Here is a 17,651-nt window from a genome sequence, read left to right on the forward strand (position 1 = left end):
CGACACTTCACGGGGCTCGCTCCGCGAGAACTGTCGCTCAGCGCGAGTCTCGCGCTGGCCAGCCGCACGCGGCGGCGCCGGGGCCCGGGCCCGGGCCGGCCCTCCGCGAAAGCGACAGACTGCCGCCGAACCTCGGCGGGACACTGTCGCTTCGGCGGGTCGGACGGCGACCCCTGGCGTAACGGTGTCGCTTTCGCGGACACGTCGCGGCGTCGGGCGGGCCGAGACTCACGCTGAGCGACACTTCTCGCGCCGATCAGCACGAGATCGGTCGCGCAGCGCGAGTCTCACGCCGGGCCGCGCCTACGCGTCGATGCGGTCGCGGTCGAGGCCCTCGCCGGCGAGGATGAACTCCTTACGCGGAGCCACGTCGTTGCCCATGAGCAGCTCGAAGACCTTCGCAGCTCCCTCGGCGTCCGTGATGTTCACCCGGCGAAGGGTCCGGTGCGTGCGGTCCATCGTGGTCTCCGCCAGCTGGTCGGCGTCCATCTCACCGAGGCCCTTGTACCGCTGGATCGGCTCCTGGTACTTCTTGCCCTGCTTCTCGAGCTTCTTCAGGACCGCCTGCAGCTCCTGCTCGGAGTACGTGTACAGCGTGTCGTTGGCCTTGCCGCGGTTCACCACGACGACCCGGTGCAGCGGCGGCACGGCGGCGAACACCCGCCCCTGTTCGATCATCGGCCGCATGTACCGGAAGAACAGCGTGAGCAGGAGCGTCCGGATGTGGGCGCCGTCGACGTCGGCGTCGGACATGATGATGACCTTGCCGTAGCGCGCCTGGTCGATCTCGAACGTGCGGCCGGAGCCGGCGCCGATCACCTGGATGATCGAGGCGCACTCGGCGTTCGAGAGCATGTCCGAGACGGAGGCCTTCTGCACGTTGAGGATCTTGCCCCGGATCGGCAGGAGCGCCTGGTACTCGCTGTTCCGCGCGAGCTTGGCGGTGCCGAGCGCCGAGTCGCCCTCGACGATGAACAGCTCGGTGCCCTCGGTGTCCTGCGAGCGGCAGTCAGCGAGCTTCGTCGGCAGCGAGGAGTTCTCGAGCGCGTTCTTCCGGCGCTGGGTCTCCTTGTGCGCCCGGGCCGAGATGCGGGTCTTCATCTCGGCGACGACCTTCTCGAGCAGTGTCGCGGCCTGGGCCTTCTCGGTGCGCTGCGTCGAGGTGAGGATCTCGGTCAGCCGCTTCGACACCACCTGGTCGACGATCTTGCGGACGGCCGGCGTACCGAGGACCTCCTTCGTCTGGCCCTCGAACTGCGGCTCGGGCAGACGGACGGTCAGCACGGCGGTCATGCCGGCGAGCACGTCGTCCTTCTCGAGCTTGTCCTGCCCGACCTTGAGCTTGCGGGCGTTCGCCTCGACCTGGGCACGCACGGCCTTGACCACGCCGGACTCGAAGCCCGCCTGGTGCGTCCCGCCCTTCGGCGTCGCGATGATGTTCACGAAGCTGCGGAACACCGTCTCGTACCCGCTGCCCCACCGGAGCGCCAGGTCGACCTCGCACTCGCGGGACACCGAAGTGGACACCATGTGTCCCTTGTCGTCGAGCATCGGCACGGTCTCGGTGAACGTCCCCGTGCCCTGGACGCGCCAGACGTCGGTCACGGCGGAGTCGACGGCGAGGTGCTCGACGAACTCGCCGATCCCGCCCTCGTACCGGAAGCGCTCGACGACGGGGCCGGTCTCGACCGTGGTGCCCGTGGCTTCCGCACGCGCGGCCGCTGCCTCGATCGAGGCGGGCCGGGAGTCGGTGATCGTGATGCCGAGTCCGGGGACGAGGAACGCCGTCTGGCGCGCGCGACTCACGAGGTCGCTCGTGCTGAACTTCGCGTCGGCCGTGAAGATCTGCCGGTCGGCCCAGTAGCGGATTCGCGAACCCGTGACGCCCTTCTTCACCTTGCCGACGACACGGAGCTCGCTCCCGGAGGTGAACGGCGAGAACGGGGCGTCCGGACCCACGCCCTTGGAGTCGTCGAAGGTGCCGGGCTCCCCGCGGTGGAACGACATCGCGTACGTCTTGCCGCCGCGGTCGACCTCGACGTCGAGGCGCTCCGACAGCGCGTTCACGACCGATGCACCGACGCCGTGCAGACCACCGGACGCGGCGTACGACCCGGAGCCGAACTTGCCGCCGGCGTGCAGCTTCGTGAACACGACCTCGACCCCGGTCAGGCCGGTCTTCGGCTCGACGTCGACGGGGATGCCACGGGCGGTGTCGCGGACCTCGACCGAGCCGTCCTCGTGCAGCACGACACCGATCTCGTCACCGTGTCCGGCGAGGGCTTCGTCGACGGAGTTGTCGATGATCTCCCACAGGCAGTGCATGAGACCGCGGGAGTCCGTCGACCCGATGTACATGCCCGGGCGCTTCCGGACCGCCTCGAGCCCTTCGAGGACGGAGAGATGGCGTGCGGAGTAGTCGGAGCTCACCTTCCGATGCTAGCGACGCGCACCGACACTGCCGTGCGGACACTCGGACTGGGGACAGTCGATCCGCGCTGAGCGAAACGGACCATCACAATGCGCCACTCTCAGGCATCACGTGTTGAAATAGGTGGACCAACCCGCACCACCTGCGATCCGTGAGGAGCACAGCAATGACCCAGACCGTGCAGGACCTCTCCATCGACGAAGTCAGCAGCCACCAGCTCACCGCTGCCGACCGTTGCGACAGCTGCGGCGCGCAGGCGTACATCCGAGCGACCATGGCCAGCGGCGAGCTGTTCTTCTGCGCCCACCACGGCGCCGAGTTCAAGGACAAGCTCGCGGCGACCGCCATCGAGTGGCACGACGAGAGCAGCCGACTCTACGAGTCGAAGTAGACGACCGAATCGTCACCCCAGAACAGACGGGAGGCGCGGTGCCAGCTGGCACCGCGCCTCCCGTCTTCTGTCTGGTCGTGTTCTCGGGCGTCGCCTCAGGCGATCCGCTTGAACGCCTTGTCGACGTAGCGGTCGACGGTGGCGCGCGCTTCGCGCGCGTACCGGTCGATCGTCTCCGTGCGTTCCGGGTCCGGCGCGTAGTCGCGGCCGAGCCGCGCGGTCGCGGCGGCGAGGACGCCATCGGTCAGCTGCGGGTTGAGCGGCAGGATCGGGCCCTGCGTGTGCGTTCCGAACGAGTTCCCGACGAGCGCGCCCTCGACGGGAGCGCCCGCCTGGTTGCCGCCGCCGGACACGACGTCGGCGAACGGCTGGACACCGGCGCCGAGTTCGATCGTCGTGGCGTGGTCCTCGAAGCCCGCGAGTCGCGTGGGCGCACCCGGGAGCAGGGGGTACTTCGTGTCGAGCACGAAGTAGTTCACCCGACGCTCGGCACCACGGACGGCCCGGGCGTCGAACACCCCGAAGCCCTGGACGACGGCGCCGTCGGTGGGGACGACCTCGTTCGTGGCGAGGTCGAAACCACCGCCGACCGCGACGACCGGCACACCGTCGCTCGCGAAGGAACGGAGCGGACCACCGATGCGGGCGACGTCGGCACCGAGCGAGCGCATCGCGCTGAGCGGACCGTTGCCGATGACCACGACGTCCGCCGCGGTGGGCAGGGCGTCGCCGGGGGCGTACTCGAGCACCTCGGTGTCGATGTCCGCCGCAGCGGCACGACGCACCAGGGCCGCGACGTTCCCCCGGTCGCCCGAGACGCCCATCTGCCGGGGGTAGACTTGCAGGATGGTCAGCCGTTCGGCCGTCATGCGGTCTTCTCCATGTCCGGGTGGCCGAGGGCCTTGCGGGCGATCATCATGATCTCGTAGTTGACGATGAAGTTCTTCGTCCCGGTCGAGGTCGCTCCGAGCCCCTGCATGAGGGCGATGGCTGCCTCGACGTCGGGCTCGACGCGGCCGATGCGGACACCGGCGTGCTCGAGCGCGATCGCGATCTGCCAGGCCTTGTCACCGGAGACGACGTCCACGTGGTCGAGCTTCGAGAAGTCGATGTCGTAGATCCAGGAGATGTCCGGCGTGCCCTCGTCGATCGCCATGAGCACCTGTTCGGGGTGGTCCGGCAACGCGTCGAGGTTGAGCTGGAGGCTCGCGGCGTTCTTGAACATCGTGAACTCGGCGGACTCCCCCGCGATGGGCAGCCGCTCACCGCGGCCGTACGCCGGCTTCATCGTGCCGAAGGCCTTCGTCACGGCGTCGGCACGGAACTGCGCACCGAGCGCGGCACTCGCGGTCGCGGTGGCCGCCGCCGCGTCGACCGCGTAGTGCAGGCCGCGGGCGGGCAGCCGGACCGGGATGTCGGCGCCGTCGAAGCGGATGGTCGCACCGTCACCGGTGTTCACGACGACCTCGGCGTCGGCGACGTTCGGCACGGCGTCCTGCCGGTCGAAGTCGTCGGCGTTCTGCAGGCCGTTCGGCGCTGCGGCCACGACCTCGGCGCTCGCACCGAAGCGCAGCACCCGCTGGCCGTCCGTGCCGACGTACGCGTCCAGGAACTGGTCGTCACGGTTGGTGATGACGTTCGCCGTGGACAGCGCCGCGGTGTCGAGCATCATCGTCGCGACGCGCTCGGTCTCGAAGAACCGGTAGAGCTGGTCGACCTGCACGTTGAGCATCGTCACCGTGGACGGCGACAGGATGCCGGCGAGCTCGACCGCGAAGGCCTCGTCGACCTCGAGGATGCCGATGTCGGCCTTGAGGCGACCGGTCAGCGACACCTCGGACAGGAGCGCCGACGCGATGCCCTGCGGCAGGTTCGCGCCGGACGGGTTCGTGAAGACACGGAGCCCGTGCGCCCGGACGATGTCCGAGATCATGTGCGTCGTCGTCGACTTGCCGTTCGAGCCGAGCACGAAGACGACGCCGTTCGGGAACTGTTGCGTCACGTGCTGGAGGAAGTCCGGCACCAGCTTGAGCACGATGTACCCGGGGTAGGCGGACCCCCCGCCCCGCGCTCTGGCGAGGGCACGGAGGATCCGCCCGATGAGGATCGGGATGAAGAACCGCATCGGCCTACTCGAGGTAGTCGCGCAGCGACTGCGACCGCGACGGGTGGCGGAGCTTCGCCATCGTCTTGGACTCGATCTGACGGATGCGCTCACGCGTCACGCCGAACGTGTCACCGATCTGGTCGAGGGTCTTCGGCTGGCCGTCACCGAGGCCGAAGCGCATGCGGATCACGCCCGCCTCGCGCTCGGACAGGGAGTCGAGCAGGCTCTCGAGCTGCTTCTGCAGCATCGTGAACCCGACGGCGTCGGCCGGGACGACCGCTTCGGTGTCCTCGATCAGGTCGCCGAACTCCGAGTCGCCGTCCTCACCCAGCGGGGTGTGGAGCGAGATGGGCTCGCGACCGTACTTCTGGACCTCGACGACCTTCTCCGGGGTCATGTCGAGCTCGCGGGCGAGCTCTTCCGGAGTGGGTTCGCGACCGAGGTCCTGCAGCATCTGGCGCTGGACACGGGCCAGCTTGTTGATGACCTCGACCATGTGGACCGGGATGCGGATCGTGCGGGCCTGGTCGGCCATGGCACGGGTGATCGCCTGACGGATCCACCAGGTGGCGTACGTCGAGAACTTGAAGCCCTTGGTGTAGTCGAACTTCTCGACCGCACGGATCAGGCCCAGGTTGCCCTCCTGGATGAGGTCCAGGAACTGCATGCCCCGGCCGGTGTAGCGCTTCGCGAGCGACACGACCAGGCGGAGGTTCGCGCCGAGCAGGTGCGACTTGGCACGCTGACCGTCACGGGCGACCCAGCGGAGCTCGCGCTCCTCGGGCTTCGACAGGCCGGTCGAGTGCTGCAGCTTGTCCTCGGCGAACAGGCCGGCCTCGATGCGCATCGCGAGCTCGACCTCCTGCTCGGCGTTGAGCAGCGCTACCTTGCCGATCTGCTTCAGGTAGTCCTTGACGGGGTCGGCCGTGGCACCCGTGATGGTCGTCGAGTAGACCGGGGCCTCGTCGTCGTCGGACTGGGAGATGACCAGCGCGCCGGCGGCGACCGCTGCGGCGGCGTCCGGCTTGGTGTCCTTCTCGTCGGTCTCGGTGTCGTCGGAGGCGTCGACGTCGGCCTCGGCGGCCGGGGTCTCCTCGTCGAGGTCCTCGTCGTCGGCCTTCTTCTTCGCCTTCGGGGCCGCCTTCTTCGGGGCGGCCTTCTTGGCGGTGGTCTTGGTGGCGCGCTTCTTCGGCGCAGCCGTCCCCTCGGCCTCCGCAGCGCTCTCCGCTGCGGTGTCCTCGGGCTCGGTGTCCTTCGTGGGATCGATCGTCGTGCTCCGGGCAGCCATGCGATCACCTCTCTCGTCGTGCCACGTTCGTGGGGTCGTGGCCTCCCTCGCCGCCCAGGGCCTGCGCCGTGGTCTCACACGTCGTCAGGTCCTACCGTTCCGGGCAGCACTAGGACCCATGTCAAGTCCCCCGGTTTCTGCGGCGCACTGGAGTGCTCCGAGACACAGGAGGCCCGAACGGGTCCGCGTTCATTATTGCACGCTCCGCTTCCGCAGGCGCGCAACGAGTGCAACCCAGAGCGGCCCCACCCGTATTCCGTCCTGCGCGTGGAGTTCCCGGCGTGTCCGCCGTCGGGCGTGCAGGAGCATCACGACACCGATCCCGACCACCACGTACTGCACGGTGAGGGCCAGCCGGAAGTTCGTCCAGGCGAACACGGTCTCCCCCGACGCCCGCGAGGCGACGTCCAGGATCGTGCCGATGAGGAACATCATCACGAACGCCGCCAGGAACCCGCCGACGTTCACCACGCCGTTCGCCGACCCGAGCGACCCGACGGGGTTGAACGAGCGGGCGAAGTCGAACCCGATGAGCGAGCCGGGGCCGCCGATGCCCATCACGACGACGAGCACGACGAGCAGCCAGGTCGGTGGGTGGCCGGGCCACAGCAGGATCGCGGTCCACACCACGGCGAGGGCGACGACGATGCCGAGCACCAGGTTCGAGCGGCGCAGCGGGAACCGGGCGCACAGCACGCCCAGGACAGGCCCGACGACGAAGCCGGTGACGACGATCACCGTGAGGAAGCCGGCGGCCTCGGACGGGGAGTACCCGAGCCCGCGCAGCATCGGCACGCCCCACAGCAGCGAGAACACCGTGCCGGACGACTGCGTCACGTAGTGCGACCAGAAGCCGAGCTGCGTGCCCGGACGGCGGAGCGCGTGGCCGAACGTGTGGAACGCACCGCGCCAGGAGTGCGGGAGCGGCAACGGGATCGTGTCCGTCCGCACGTGCACCGGGCCGTTCTTCACGAAGACGAACGCGAGCACCAGGCCGACGGCGCTGGCCGCCGCGGCGACACCGAACGCCGGTGACCACCCCGCGGTGTGCAGCAGCACGGCGAACGGGAAGGCGGACAGGATCTGCCCGACCTGCCCGAGGTTGCCCGTCCACTGCGAGATCTGCGGCAGGATCGGCCCACTGAACCACATCGGCACGAGACGGATCACCGAGATGAACGTCATCGCGTCGCCGGCACCGACGAGGACGCGCCCCGCGATCGCCGGACCGATGGTCGGTGACACGGCGACGACGGCCTGCCCGACCACCAGCAGCGCGGCGCCGAGCAGCACCAACCGCCGCGGCCCGACCCGGTCGAGCGCGATGCCGACCGGGATCTGCAACCCCGCGTAGACGGCGATCTGCACCACCGCGAGCGTCGAGAGCACCGCGGCCGAGACTGCGAAGCGGTCCTGCGCGTCGACCCCGGAGACGCCGAGCGAGGACCGCTGCACGACGGCCAGCACGTACGCGAGCACCGCGACGCCCCAGACGAGGAAGGCGCGGCGGGAGTTCACCGAACCAGGCTACCGGGGCGGCCCCGCCGCCAGGACGGGCTGTGGAGAACGTGACGGGCGGGCACGACGTGAGTCGCGCCTCCAGGCTCAGTCGGCTGCCGGGTCGCCGTCCGGGCGGCGACCGGCCAGGAAGCGTTCGAGTTCGGCCGCGATCGCGTCCGCCGTCGGGACCTGACCGTCGACGCCGGTGAGCGGCGAGGCGATCGGGTTGCCCTCCATGTACGTGTCGTGACGTTCCTCGAGCACGCTCACGAGTCGTTGGAGCTCCTCGTTGCCGGAGACCTGCTCGTCGACGCGGGTCCGGAACTCACGGCCTTCCTCGCGCAGTTCGTCGGAGGGGAAGATCAGGCCCGTGGCGGCGGAGATTCCGGACAGGGCGGCGACCGCGGCGTCCGGGAACTCGGTGTCGGAGAGGTAGTGCGGGACGAGGAGCACGAGCCCGGTGACCTGGGCACCGGTCTCGGAGAGTCGGTGCTCGACGAGGTGCAGCACGTTCGCCGGCGCCTGGGTCTCCGGCTTCCACACGCTCATCTGCTCGACGAGGTCCGCCCGGGTCCCCGAGACGGTCAGGCTGATCGGGCGCGTGTGCGGCACGGGCATCGGGATCGCCTGCACCCAGGTGGTGTCGACGACCTGCAGCTCGGCGGCGAGGTCGGTCACGGCCCGGACGAAGCGGTTCCACTGGAAGTCCGGCTCGTACCCGGAGAGGAACAGGAACGGCTGGCCGATCTCGTCACGCACGAGGTGCAGCCGCAGCCTCGGGGGCTCGACGGCCGCGATGTGGTCGTGTTCGAAGGTGATCACCGGGCGCCGGGCGCGCCAGTCGAGCAGCACGTCCGGGTCGAACTCCGCGACGAGCTCGGTCTCGAGGCCCTCGAGCACGGCGGTCGTCACCTGGGCCACGGCGGAACCGGCATCGGCGAATCCGGTGAGGCCGGCGACCAGGTGCAGCCCCGCGGGCACGGCCGGCGCGTCCTCAGCGAAGGTGTAGAGCTCCTCGGGGTGGTTCACCGTCCCCATGCTAGGCGGGGCTCCGTGCTCCCCCGTGCGCAGCGGCCACGCCGACAGCGAACACCTGCTGGATAGGGTGGTCGCATGGTCCGACCGACGCTCTCCACCACGACTTCCAGCCCCGCCACCGTCACCGCCGACGTCCTCGTCGTCGGTGTCCGACCCGGAACGGACGGCGGCCCCGCGACCCTGGCTCCGAGCGCCGCCGGCCCCGTGGACGCGCTGACGGACCTCGACCTCGCCTCGATCGGTGCGACCGGCGCCAAGGACCAGCTCGTGCGTCTACCGGGTACCGGTGTGACCGCGACCGGCATCGCCCTCGTCGGGCTCGGCAGTGCCACCGGCCCTGCGGCGATCCGCGCCGCTGCGGGCAGCGCCGTGCGCCAGCTGCCCACCGTCGCGTCGATCACGCTCGCACTGCCGACCGACTCCGCAGAACTCGTCGACGCCGCGCTCGAGGGCGCCGCCCTGGGTGCGTACTCGTTCACCCGCCACAAGGGAGCCGGCACCACCGGCCCGACGCGCGGTGACCAGGAGATCACGGTCGTCGCCGCCTCGGACGCCGACGACGCCACCGTCCGCCCCGCGATCGTCGCCGACGCTGCGACGCTCGTGCGCGACCTCGTGAACACCGCGGCCGGCGACCTCGGGCCCGCGGACGTGGCCGACGTCGCACTCGCCCAGGCCGAGGGACTGCCGCTCACCGTCGAGGTCCTCGACGAGACCGCGCTCGAGGAGCAGGGCTTCGGCGGCATCCTCGGCGTGGGACGCGGCTCGGAGCGCCCGCCGCGGCTCGTGGTCGTCCGGTACGCGCCGGAGTCCGCCACGAAGCACCTCGCCCTGGTCGGCAAGGGCATCACGTTCGACTCGGGCGGCCTCTCGCTCAAGCCGGCGGGCTCGATGCTCGGCATGAAGACCGACATGACCGGCGCCGCCACCGTGCTCGCCGCGACCGTGGCCGCCGCCCGCCTCGGACTCGACGTCCGCGTGACCGCGTGGCTGTGCCTCGCGGAGAACATGCCCTCCGGTTCGGCGACCCGCCCCGGCGACGTCCTCACCCTGAAGAACGGCAAGACCGTCGAGGTCACGAACACCGACGCCGAGGGCCGCCTGGTGCTCGGCGACGGCATGGCCGCCGCGTCGCTCGAGCAGCCCGACGCCATCGTCGACGTCGCCACGCTGACCGGTGCGCAGGTCGTCGCGCTCGGCGACCGCACGACCGGCCTGATGGGCAGCGACGACCTCGTCGCGCAGGTCCGGGCCGTCGCCGCGTCGGTAGCCGAGCCGATCTGGCCGATGCCGCTGCCCGAGGAGCTCGACGCCCGGCTCGCCAGCGAGATCGCCGACATGGTGAACGCCACGGTGGGCAACCCGGCCGGGGGCATGCTCCTCGCGGGCAAGTTCCTCGAGCGCTTCGTGGGCGAGGGGATCCCGTGGGCGCACCTCGACATCGCCGGGCCGTCCGAGAACAAGGGCGGCGGGTACGGCTGGCTCGGCAAGGGTGCGACGGGCGTCATGGTCCGCACGCTCATCTCGCTCGCAGAAGAGCTCCAGGCCAAGTAGTAGGTTTGACTCCGGCGGGGCAGCGCGCTCGACGTGCCCCCGCCGGAACCAACGGGACGGGACCGGAACCATGCGGTCCGACCGTCGGACGCCGCCGCCGCGGTGTCCAGTGGGGTCCGATCGGCCCCGACACGCACGAGGGAGTTGCACCAGGTGACGGAACAGACTTACGACGTCGTGGTCCTCGGTGGCGGCAGTGGTGGCTACGCCGCTGCGCTCCGGGCCGCCGAGCTCGGGATGAGCGTCGCGCTCATCGAGGGAGACAAGCTCGGGGGGACGTGTCTGCACCGCGGCTGCATCCCGACGAAGGCGCTGCTGCACGCGGCCGAGGTCGCCGACGCGACCCGTGACGCCGAGAAGTACGGCGTCGTCGCCGAGTTCGCCGGCGTCGAGGTCCCGAAGGTCATCGAGTACCAGCAGGGCGTCATCAACTCGAAGTACAAGGGCCTCCAGGGCCTCATCAAGGCGCGCGGGATCACCGTCGTCGAGGGCTGGGGCAAGCTCACCTCGCAGAACACCGTGCAGGTCGGCGACCAGACCGTGACCGGCAAGAACATCGTCCTCGCGACGGGTTCCTACTCGAAGTCGCTGCCGGGGCTCGAGATCGGTGGTCGCGTGATCACCTCCGAGACCGCCCTGCGCATGGACTACGTGCCGAACAAGGTCGTCATCCTCGGTGGCGGCGTCATCGGCGTCGAGTTCGCCAGCGTCTGGAAGTCCTTCGGTGCCGAGGTGACGATCGTCGAGGCGCTCCCCCACCTCGTCCCCGCCGAGGACGAGTCCATGTCGAAGCAGCTCGAGCGTGCGTTCCGCAAGCGCGGCATCGAGTTCTCGCTCGGTGTGCGCTTCCAGGGCGTCGAACAGCACGAGAACGGCGTCGTCGTGACGCTGGAGGACGGCAAGACCTTCGACGGTGACGTGCTGCTCGTCGCCGTCGGCCGTGGCCCCGTCACGCAGAACGTCGGCTACGACGAGGTCGGCGTGACGATGGACCGCGGGTTCGTCACCACGAACGAGCGCCTCGCCACGAACATCCCGAACGTGTACGCCGTCGGCGACATCGTCCCGGGCCTGCAGCTTGCGCACCGCGGCTTCCAGCAGGGCATCTTCGTCGCCGAGGAGATCGCCGGGCTCAACCCGGTCATCATCGAGGACAAGAACATCCCGAAGATCACGTACTCCGACCCCGAGGTCGCCTCCGTCGGACTCTCGCAGTCCAAGGCCGAGGAGCAGTACGGCGCCGACAAGGTCGACTCGTACGAGTACAACCTCGCCGGCAACGGCAAGAGCCACATCATCGGCACCTCCGGTTCGGTCAAGGTCGTCCGCGTCGTCGACGGCCCCGTCGTCGGCGTCAGCATGATCGGCGCCCGGGTCGGCGAGCTCATCGGCGAAGCCCAGCTCGCCGTGAACTGGGAGGCGTACCCGGAGGACGTCGCTCCGCTCATCCACGCGCACCCGACGCAGAACGAGGCCCTCGGCGAGGCGTTCCTGCACCTCGCGGGCAAGCCGCTGCACGCCCTGTGAACACCATGACCACCACCACGAACCACCCCTGCGAAGAGGAGTCCACCCGATGAGCGAATCCGTCAACCTCCCGGCGCTCGGCGAGAGCGTCACCGAGGGCACGGTGACCCGATGGCTGAAGAACGTCGGTGACCGGGTCGAGGTCGACGAGCCGCTGCTCGAGGTCTCGACCGACAAGGTCGACACCGAGATCCCGTCGCCGATCGCCGGCGTCGTGGAGGAGATCCTCGTGCAGGAGGACGAGACCGTCGAGGTCGGCACCGCCCTCGTCAAGATCGGCGACGGCTCCGGCTCGTCCGACGGCGGGTCCTCGGCCTCCGAGTCGAACGAGGCAGCGGCCGAGGCCGAGGAGCCCGAGGCCGCTCCGAGCACCGAGCAGGAGTCCGAGACCCCCGCTCCGCAGCCGACCGAGCCCGAGCCGGCCCCCGCCGGCGAGACGCAGCCCGCTGCGCCGCAGGCCCCGGCAGCCCCGCCGGCCGCCGCCCCGGTCCCCCAGGCCGCTCCGGTCCCGCCGCCCCCCGCCGCTCCGCCGGCAGCCGTCCCGGCCCCGGCTGCTGCTCCCGCGGCCTCCGCCCCGACCACGACCGCCGCCGTGCCGAACCCGACGCAGGACGCCTCGGCCTCCGGCTACGTCACGCCGCTCGTGCGCAAGCTCGCGAACGAGCAGGGCGTCGACCTGTCGACCGTCACCGGTTCCGGTGTCGGCGGACGCATCCGCAAGGAGGACGTCCTCGCGGCCGCCGCGAAGGCACCCGCCGCAGGTGGTTCGGCTCCGGCCGCAGCACCGTCGGGTCCGTTCGTCGCCGAGGTCTCCCCGCTCCGTGGCACCCGCGAGAAGATGACCCGCCTCCGCAAGGTCGTCGCCGAGCGCGCCGTGCAGTCGATGACCTCGACCGCGCAGCTCACCAGCGTCGTCGAGGTGGACGTCACGAAGGTCGCCCAGTTCCGCGACGCGAACAAGGCCGAGTTCCTCGAGAAGACCGGTTCGAAGCTCTCCTTCATGCCGTTCTTCGCCCTGGCGGCGTCCGAGGCGCTCAAGGCCCACCCGAAGATCAACTCGACCGTGGAGGGCGAGGAGATCGTCTACCCGGAGACCGAGAACGTCTCCATCGCGGTGGACACCGAGCGCGGCCTGCTCACCCCGGTGATCAAGGACGCGGCGTCGCTCAACCTGGCGCAGTTCTCGCAGTCGATCGCGGACCTCGCCGAGCGCACCCGCAACAACCAGCTGAAGCCGGACGAGCTCGCGGGCGGCACCTTCACGCTGACCAACACTGGTTCGCGTGGCGCGCTGTTCGACACCCCCGTGGTGTTCCTGCCGCAGTCGGCGATCCTCGGCACGGGCATCGTCACGAAGCGCCCGGCGGTCGTCAAGGTCGACGGACAGGAGGCGATCGCGATCCGTTCGTTCGTCTACCTCGCGCTGTCGTACGACCACCGGATCATCGACGGCGCCGACGCGTCGCGCTACCTCGTCGCGGTGAAGAACCGTCTGGAGGACGGGAACTTCGGCCCGAACCTCGGGTACTGATCCCAGCACCACCGCACGACCAGCACGACGGAGCGGCCCCGATCCCCAGCGGATCGGGGCCGCTCCCGTTCACGATCACCATCATCCGAGCGTGAACACTGCCGCGGTGGTGACGCCTGCTGCCACGACTGCGCCGACCAGCGCGCGTCGGAACGGGAGTCGTCGGTCGCTGCCGAACGGCACACCGTGTTCGACGAACCGGCGCGCCACGGCGACGAAGCCGTCGGCCGGCTCGGTGGCGTCCGGCGGAACGCCCACGATCAGCTCGTGCGCCGCCGGTTCCCACCGGACCGGACGTGGCGCCGCGGCCGCGCGCACGTGCGACAGCGCCGCCCGGACCGCCTCGGCACCGCCGTCGAGCGCCTCGGCGATCGCGTCGTCGACGAGTGGGCGGACCGGATCGCGGGGGTCTGCACGCTCCCACACCACCCTGGCCGCCAGGAGCAGGACACGGGCGCCGTCCTCGTCCGCGCCACGGACGCCGTCCGTCCCGGGCGGTCGGTCGCACAGCACGACTGCACCGGCGTCGTCCACCAGCACGTCGTCGAGTCCGGCCGTCCCGATGCGCACCGAGCCCGAGCGCTCGGCCGCCGCGAGTTCGAGGAGCGGCACCGTCAACGTCACCGCGACGCCGGTCGTCGGCGTGCCGAGTGTGTCGAGTGCGGTCGCGAGCGGTGTCCCGATCGGACGCTGGACGTCCACGGCGAGGCGCCCGCCGGGCAACCTCCCGATCGCGGTGACGGGGGCGAGGTGACGGCCGACCGCCGTCGCGCGGTCCGCGGCCCAGGCGAGCAGCGGCTGGTCGTCGGCGTCGGACGCGACCCAGCGGACGTGATCGGTGACAATCTGCATGCCGGACAGCCTCACGGGCGGGTGGGTCGTGCCTCCAGGCCGGGCCGCGGTCTGTGGAGAACCCTGTTCGCCCACAGCCGGAGCATCGACGGTCCGGAGATGTCGACAGAAGCCGTATCCTGGGTGCATGGCACGCAGCAGTTCTCAAGGTACGACGGCGAAGGAGCCGGGTCGTCTCAAGCAGATGTACCAGGTCTTCACCATGACCCGTCGGGCGGACCCGAGCTCCGTCTGGTGGTTCGCCCTGGCCTTCGTGGTCCCGGTGGTGTTGGGCGTGCTACTCGCGCTGCTGCTCCCCGGCCAGAACTGGCTCGCGGTCATCCTCTGGATCGTCGCCGGTGTGCTGCTCGGCGTCCTGCTCTTCCTGATCGTCCTCGGGCGACTGGCCGAGCGAGCCGCGTACTCCCAGATCGAGGGCCAGCCCGGTGCCGTCGGTGCCGTGCTGTCGAACTCGCTCCGCCGGCAGTGGCGTTCGAGCGAGATGCCCGTGGCGGTGCACGGACGCTCGCAGGCCGCGGTCTACCGGGCCGTCGGTCGGCCGGGTGTCGTGCTCATCACCGAGGGCCAGCGCGGCAACCTCAACCGTCAGGTCGACGAAGAACGTCGCAAGGTCCAGCGCATCGTGCCGAACGTCTCCGTGCACGTGGTCCACGTCGCCTCGGGCAAGGACGGCGACGGTGACGACGCGGTCACGCTGCACAAGCTCCCCCGCGCCATGAACAAGTTCAAGAAGTCGCTCAACCGCAACGAGGTGCTGGCGGTCGCGAACCGCCTCGACTCGCTGACGCAGAGCCCCGCAGCCGCGATCCCGAAGGGCATGGACCCGATGCGTGCCCGCGCCGGCCGTCCGCGCTGACGCACTCCCGCCGCGACGACGAACGCCCCCGACCGTGCCAGGTCGGGGGCGTTCTCGCGTGCGAGGGGGTGTTGGGTGTGCGAGGTTGGCGGGGCGGCCGTGTGCGAGGTTCCGACGAGTGTGGGAGCCGCGTGGGCTCGCACCATGCCGGGAACCTCGCACACTGCGCCTCGCGTGGCGCAGCGTGGCAGCCCGCGGCGCCCAGCGCCAGCGCGCCCCAGCGCCAGCGCGCCGCAGCGCCAGCCCGCCCGGCGCCCCGCGCTCAGCGGCGGACGAGCACCGTCCCGGCGATCCGGTCGTGCGCCCCGCGGCTGTCGCGGTCGATGATCAGCGCCGGCACGATCAGGCACAGCAGGACCGTCCGGACCACCGGGCGCCAGACGCCGACGTAGCCGCCGCGCATCGGCACGACCCGGAGCCCGACGCAGATGTGGCCGAACGACCCGGACAGCAGGCAGATGAACAGGACCTGGAGCGCCGCGAAGATCGCGATCTGGATCCACGAGTGCGCGATGTCACCGGAGCCGTTCACCGGCGACCACACCCCTGTGACGTAGGCGACCAGGTCGGCCAGGGCCCCGTCGATGAGCAGCGCGACGATCCGCCGGCCGATGCGACCGACGCTGCGCGGGCCCTCCTCGGGGAGTCCGAGGTCCTTGCCCGGCCAGCCGTCCGGGTGTGCAGAGGACGCGGGGGGCGGAGTGGTGCTGCGGGCCATGCCCCAAGCGTAGGCGACCGCGACGGGGCCGACACCGACCGCAGCCCCGACGGCACCGTCCCCAGCCCCGCCGGCGCCACCAGCAGATACCGACTCGCCCACCACCCCCGACGTAACACGGACGAAACAATCCAGTCATGTCCGGGAAACTCGGTGTCAATAGCCTCTTCGGAGGGTGCACCCGCGGCACCTCCACATCACCCAAACCCCCAGGAGATCGACACACATGTTCAGCGATTCCTCCGAGGTCCTGGCCTTCATCAAGGACACGGACGTCAAGTTCCTCGACATCCGCTTCACCGACCTGCCCGGCGTGCAGCAGCACTTCAACATCCCGGCATCCACGGTCGACGAGGACTTCTTCTCGGTCGGTCAGCTCTTCGACGGCTCCTCGATCCGCGGTTTCGCGTCGATCCACGAGTCCGACATGCAGCTCATCCCTGACGTGACCACCGCGTACATCGACCAGTTCCGCGCCGAGCGCACGCTGATCATGATCTTCGACATCTACAACCCGCGGAACGGCGAGATCTACGGCCGTGACCCGCGCCAGGTCGCCAAGAAGGCGGAGAAGTACCTCGCGTCGACGGGCATCGCGGACACCGCGTTCTTCGCCCCCGAGGCCGAGTTCTACATCTTCGACGACGTCCGCTACTCGGTCACCCAGAACCAGTCGTTCTACTCGGTCGACTCCGAAGAGGGCGCCTGGAACACCGGCCGTGAAGAAGAGGGCGGCAACCTCGCCAACAAGACCCCGTACAAGGGCGGCTACTTCCCCGTGTCGCCGGTCGACAAGACGGCCGACCTCCGCGACGACATCACCCTCAAGCTGATCGAGGCAGGCTTCGAGCTCGAGCGCTCGCACCACGAGGTGGGCACCGGCGGCCAGCAGGAGATCAATTACAAGTTCGACACGATGGTCCACGCCGCGGACGACATCCTGAAGTTCAAGTACATCGTCAAGAACACGGCGGACCAGTGGGGCAAGGTCGCCACGTTCATGCCGAAGCCCCTCTTCGGTGACAACGGCTCGGGCATGCACACCCACCAGTCGCTCTGGTCGGACGGCAAGCCGCTGTTCTACGACGAGAACGGCTACGGCGGCCTCTCGGACCTCGCACGCTGGTACATCGGTGGCATCCTGAAGCACGCCTCGGCACTGCTCGCCTTCACGAACCCGTCGATCAACTCGTACCACCGCCTGGTGAAGGGCTTCGAGGCGCCGGTCAACCTGGTCTACTCGGCCGGTAACCGCTCGGCCGCGATCCGCATCCCGATCACCGGCACGAACCCGAAGGCCAAGCGCATCGAGTTCCGCGCGCCGGACGCCTCGGGCAACCCGTACCTCGCCTTCGCGGCGCAGCTCATGGCGGGCCTCGACGGCATCCAGAACCGCATCGAGCCGCACGAGCCGGTCGACAAGGACCTCTACGAGCTCCCCCCGGAGGAGGCCAAGGGCATCCCCCAGGTCCCCGGCTCGCTCGACGAGGCCCTCGACGCGCTCGAGGCGGACCACGAGTTCCTCACGAAGGGCAACGTCTTCACCGAGGACCTCATCCAGACCTGGATCGACTACAAGCGCGAGAACGAGATCCTCCCGCTGGCCCAGCGCCCGCACCCGTTCGAGTACGAGCTCTACTTCGGCGTCTGATCCTCGCTGAGCGCACGAAGGCCCCGCACCGGTTCCCGGTGCGGGGCCTTCCGCGTTCCGCGCGTGTCGGCCGGCGGTCGTGCAGTGGAGGTGACCGCCTGGAGGCGCGGTGCCGGTCCGTCGGGCCGGCACCGCGCCTCCAGGCGGTCACCTCGTGACGTTCCTGCCCATCGCACGCGCCGTGGGAAGCCGAATCGCGCGTGGGAG

The 17,651-nt window shown here is 70.1% G+C and carries 14 protein-coding genes; 6 read left to right on the forward strand and 8 right to left on the reverse strand.

Features of this window, described 5'->3' with window-relative positions:
- Positions 1-303 precede the first annotated feature (303 nt).
- Complete coding sequence (locus FS532_RS02870; RefSeq protein ID WP_144750117.1) at positions 304-2,430, reverse strand: DNA gyrase/topoisomerase IV subunit B; 2,127 nt, start codon at positions 2,428-2,430, stop codon at positions 304-306.
- A gap of 167 nt (positions 2,431-2,597) precedes the next feature.
- Here FS532_RS02870 and FS532_RS02875 point away from each other — a divergent pair, with 167 nt between their 5' ends.
- The gene (locus tag FS532_RS02875; RefSeq protein ID WP_079235873.1) at positions 2,598-2,822 is read left to right on the forward strand and encodes a DUF7455 domain-containing protein; all 225 of its coding nucleotides are present in this window, start codon (positions 2,598-2,600) and stop codon (positions 2,820-2,822) included.
- A gap of 95 nt (positions 2,823-2,917) precedes the next feature.
- On the opposite strand, the gene FS532_RS02880 is transcribed toward FS532_RS02875, so the two are convergent.
- The 5 genes from FS532_RS02880 to FS532_RS02900 all read right to left on the reverse strand — a co-directional run bounded on the left by FS532_RS02880 (position 2,918) and on the right by FS532_RS02900 (position 8,755).
- Positions 2,918-3,691: a type 1 glutamine amidotransferase gene (locus FS532_RS02880; protein ID WP_144750119.1), complete on the reverse strand. Its 774-nt coding sequence runs from the start codon at positions 3,689-3,691 to the stop codon at positions 2,918-2,920.
- Complete coding sequence (locus tag FS532_RS02885) at positions 3,688-4,947, reverse strand: MurT ligase domain-containing protein (protein WP_144750121.1); 1,260 nt, start codon at positions 4,945-4,947, stop codon at positions 3,688-3,690. Before FS532_RS02885 ends, FS532_RS02880 begins: the two co-directional genes overlap by 4 nt.
- A gap of 4 nt (positions 4,948-4,951) precedes the next feature.
- Positions 4,952-6,217 carry an RNA polymerase sigma factor gene (locus tag FS532_RS02890; RefSeq protein ID WP_144750123.1) on the reverse strand — a complete coding sequence of 422 codons (1,266 nt, stop codon included), beginning with the start codon at positions 6,215-6,217 and terminating at the stop codon, positions 4,952-4,954.
- Positions 6,218-6,409: 192 nt separating this feature from the next.
- The gene (locus FS532_RS02895) at positions 6,410-7,735 is read right to left on the reverse strand and encodes an MFS transporter (protein ID WP_144750125.1); all 1,326 of its coding nucleotides are present in this window, start codon (positions 7,733-7,735) and stop codon (positions 6,410-6,412) included.
- Positions 7,736-7,822: 87 nt separating this feature from the next.
- Positions 7,823-8,755 carry a proteasome assembly chaperone family protein gene (locus FS532_RS02900; protein ID WP_144750127.1) on the reverse strand — a complete coding sequence of 311 codons (933 nt, stop codon included), beginning with the start codon at positions 8,753-8,755 and terminating at the stop codon, positions 7,823-7,825.
- Between the two features lie 75 nt (positions 8,756-8,830).
- Here FS532_RS02900 and FS532_RS02905 point away from each other — a divergent pair, with 75 nt between their 5' ends.
- The 3 genes from FS532_RS02905 (at position 8,831) to sucB (ending at position 13,367) form a co-directional block, all read left to right on the forward strand.
- The gene (locus FS532_RS02905; RefSeq protein WP_144750129.1) at positions 8,831-10,309 is read left to right on the forward strand and encodes a leucyl aminopeptidase; all 1,479 of its coding nucleotides are present in this window, start codon (positions 8,831-8,833) and stop codon (positions 10,307-10,309) included.
- A gap of 153 nt (positions 10,310-10,462) precedes the next feature.
- Complete coding sequence (gene lpdA / locus FS532_RS02910) at positions 10,463-11,836, forward strand: dihydrolipoyl dehydrogenase (protein WP_144750131.1); 1,374 nt, start codon at positions 10,463-10,465, stop codon at positions 11,834-11,836.
- A 49-nt stretch (positions 11,837-11,885) separates the two neighbouring features.
- The gene (gene sucB, locus FS532_RS02915) at positions 11,886-13,367 is read left to right on the forward strand and encodes a 2-oxoglutarate dehydrogenase, E2 component, dihydrolipoamide succinyltransferase (RefSeq protein ID WP_144750133.1); all 1,482 of its coding nucleotides are present in this window, start codon (positions 11,886-11,888) and stop codon (positions 13,365-13,367) included.
- An 81-nt stretch (positions 13,368-13,448) separates the two neighbouring features.
- Here sucB and FS532_RS02920 read toward each other — a convergent pair whose 3' ends face one another.
- Positions 13,449-14,219: a hypothetical protein gene (locus tag FS532_RS02920; protein ID WP_144750135.1), complete on the reverse strand. Its 771-nt coding sequence runs from the start codon at positions 14,217-14,219 to the stop codon at positions 13,449-13,451.
- 127 nt (positions 14,220-14,346) lie between these two features.
- On the opposite strand from FS532_RS02920, the gene FS532_RS02925 reads away from it, so the two are divergent.
- The gene (locus tag FS532_RS02925; RefSeq protein ID WP_144750137.1) at positions 14,347-15,075 is read left to right on the forward strand and encodes a DUF4191 family protein; all 729 of its coding nucleotides are present in this window, start codon (positions 14,347-14,349) and stop codon (positions 15,073-15,075) included.
- 262 nt (positions 15,076-15,337) lie between these two features.
- Here FS532_RS02925 and FS532_RS02930 read toward each other — a convergent pair whose 3' ends face one another.
- A complete protein-coding gene (locus FS532_RS02930; RefSeq protein WP_144750139.1) occupies positions 15,338-15,793 on the reverse strand; it encodes an RDD family protein in 456 nt (151 codons plus the stop codon).
- 226 nt (positions 15,794-16,019) lie between these two features.
- Here FS532_RS02930 and glnA point away from each other — a divergent pair, with 226 nt between their 5' ends.
- Positions 16,020-17,444, forward strand: a complete 1,425-nt coding sequence (glnA, locus tag FS532_RS02935) for a type I glutamate--ammonia ligase (RefSeq protein ID WP_071291904.1) — start codon at positions 16,020-16,022, stop codon at positions 17,442-17,444.
- Positions 17,445-17,651 lie beyond the last annotated feature (207 nt).

Origin of the sequence: Curtobacterium pusillum (assembly GCF_007673235.1) — a bacterium.
Lineage (GTDB): Bacteria > Actinomycetota > Actinomycetes > Actinomycetales > Microbacteriaceae > Curtobacterium > Curtobacterium pusillum_C.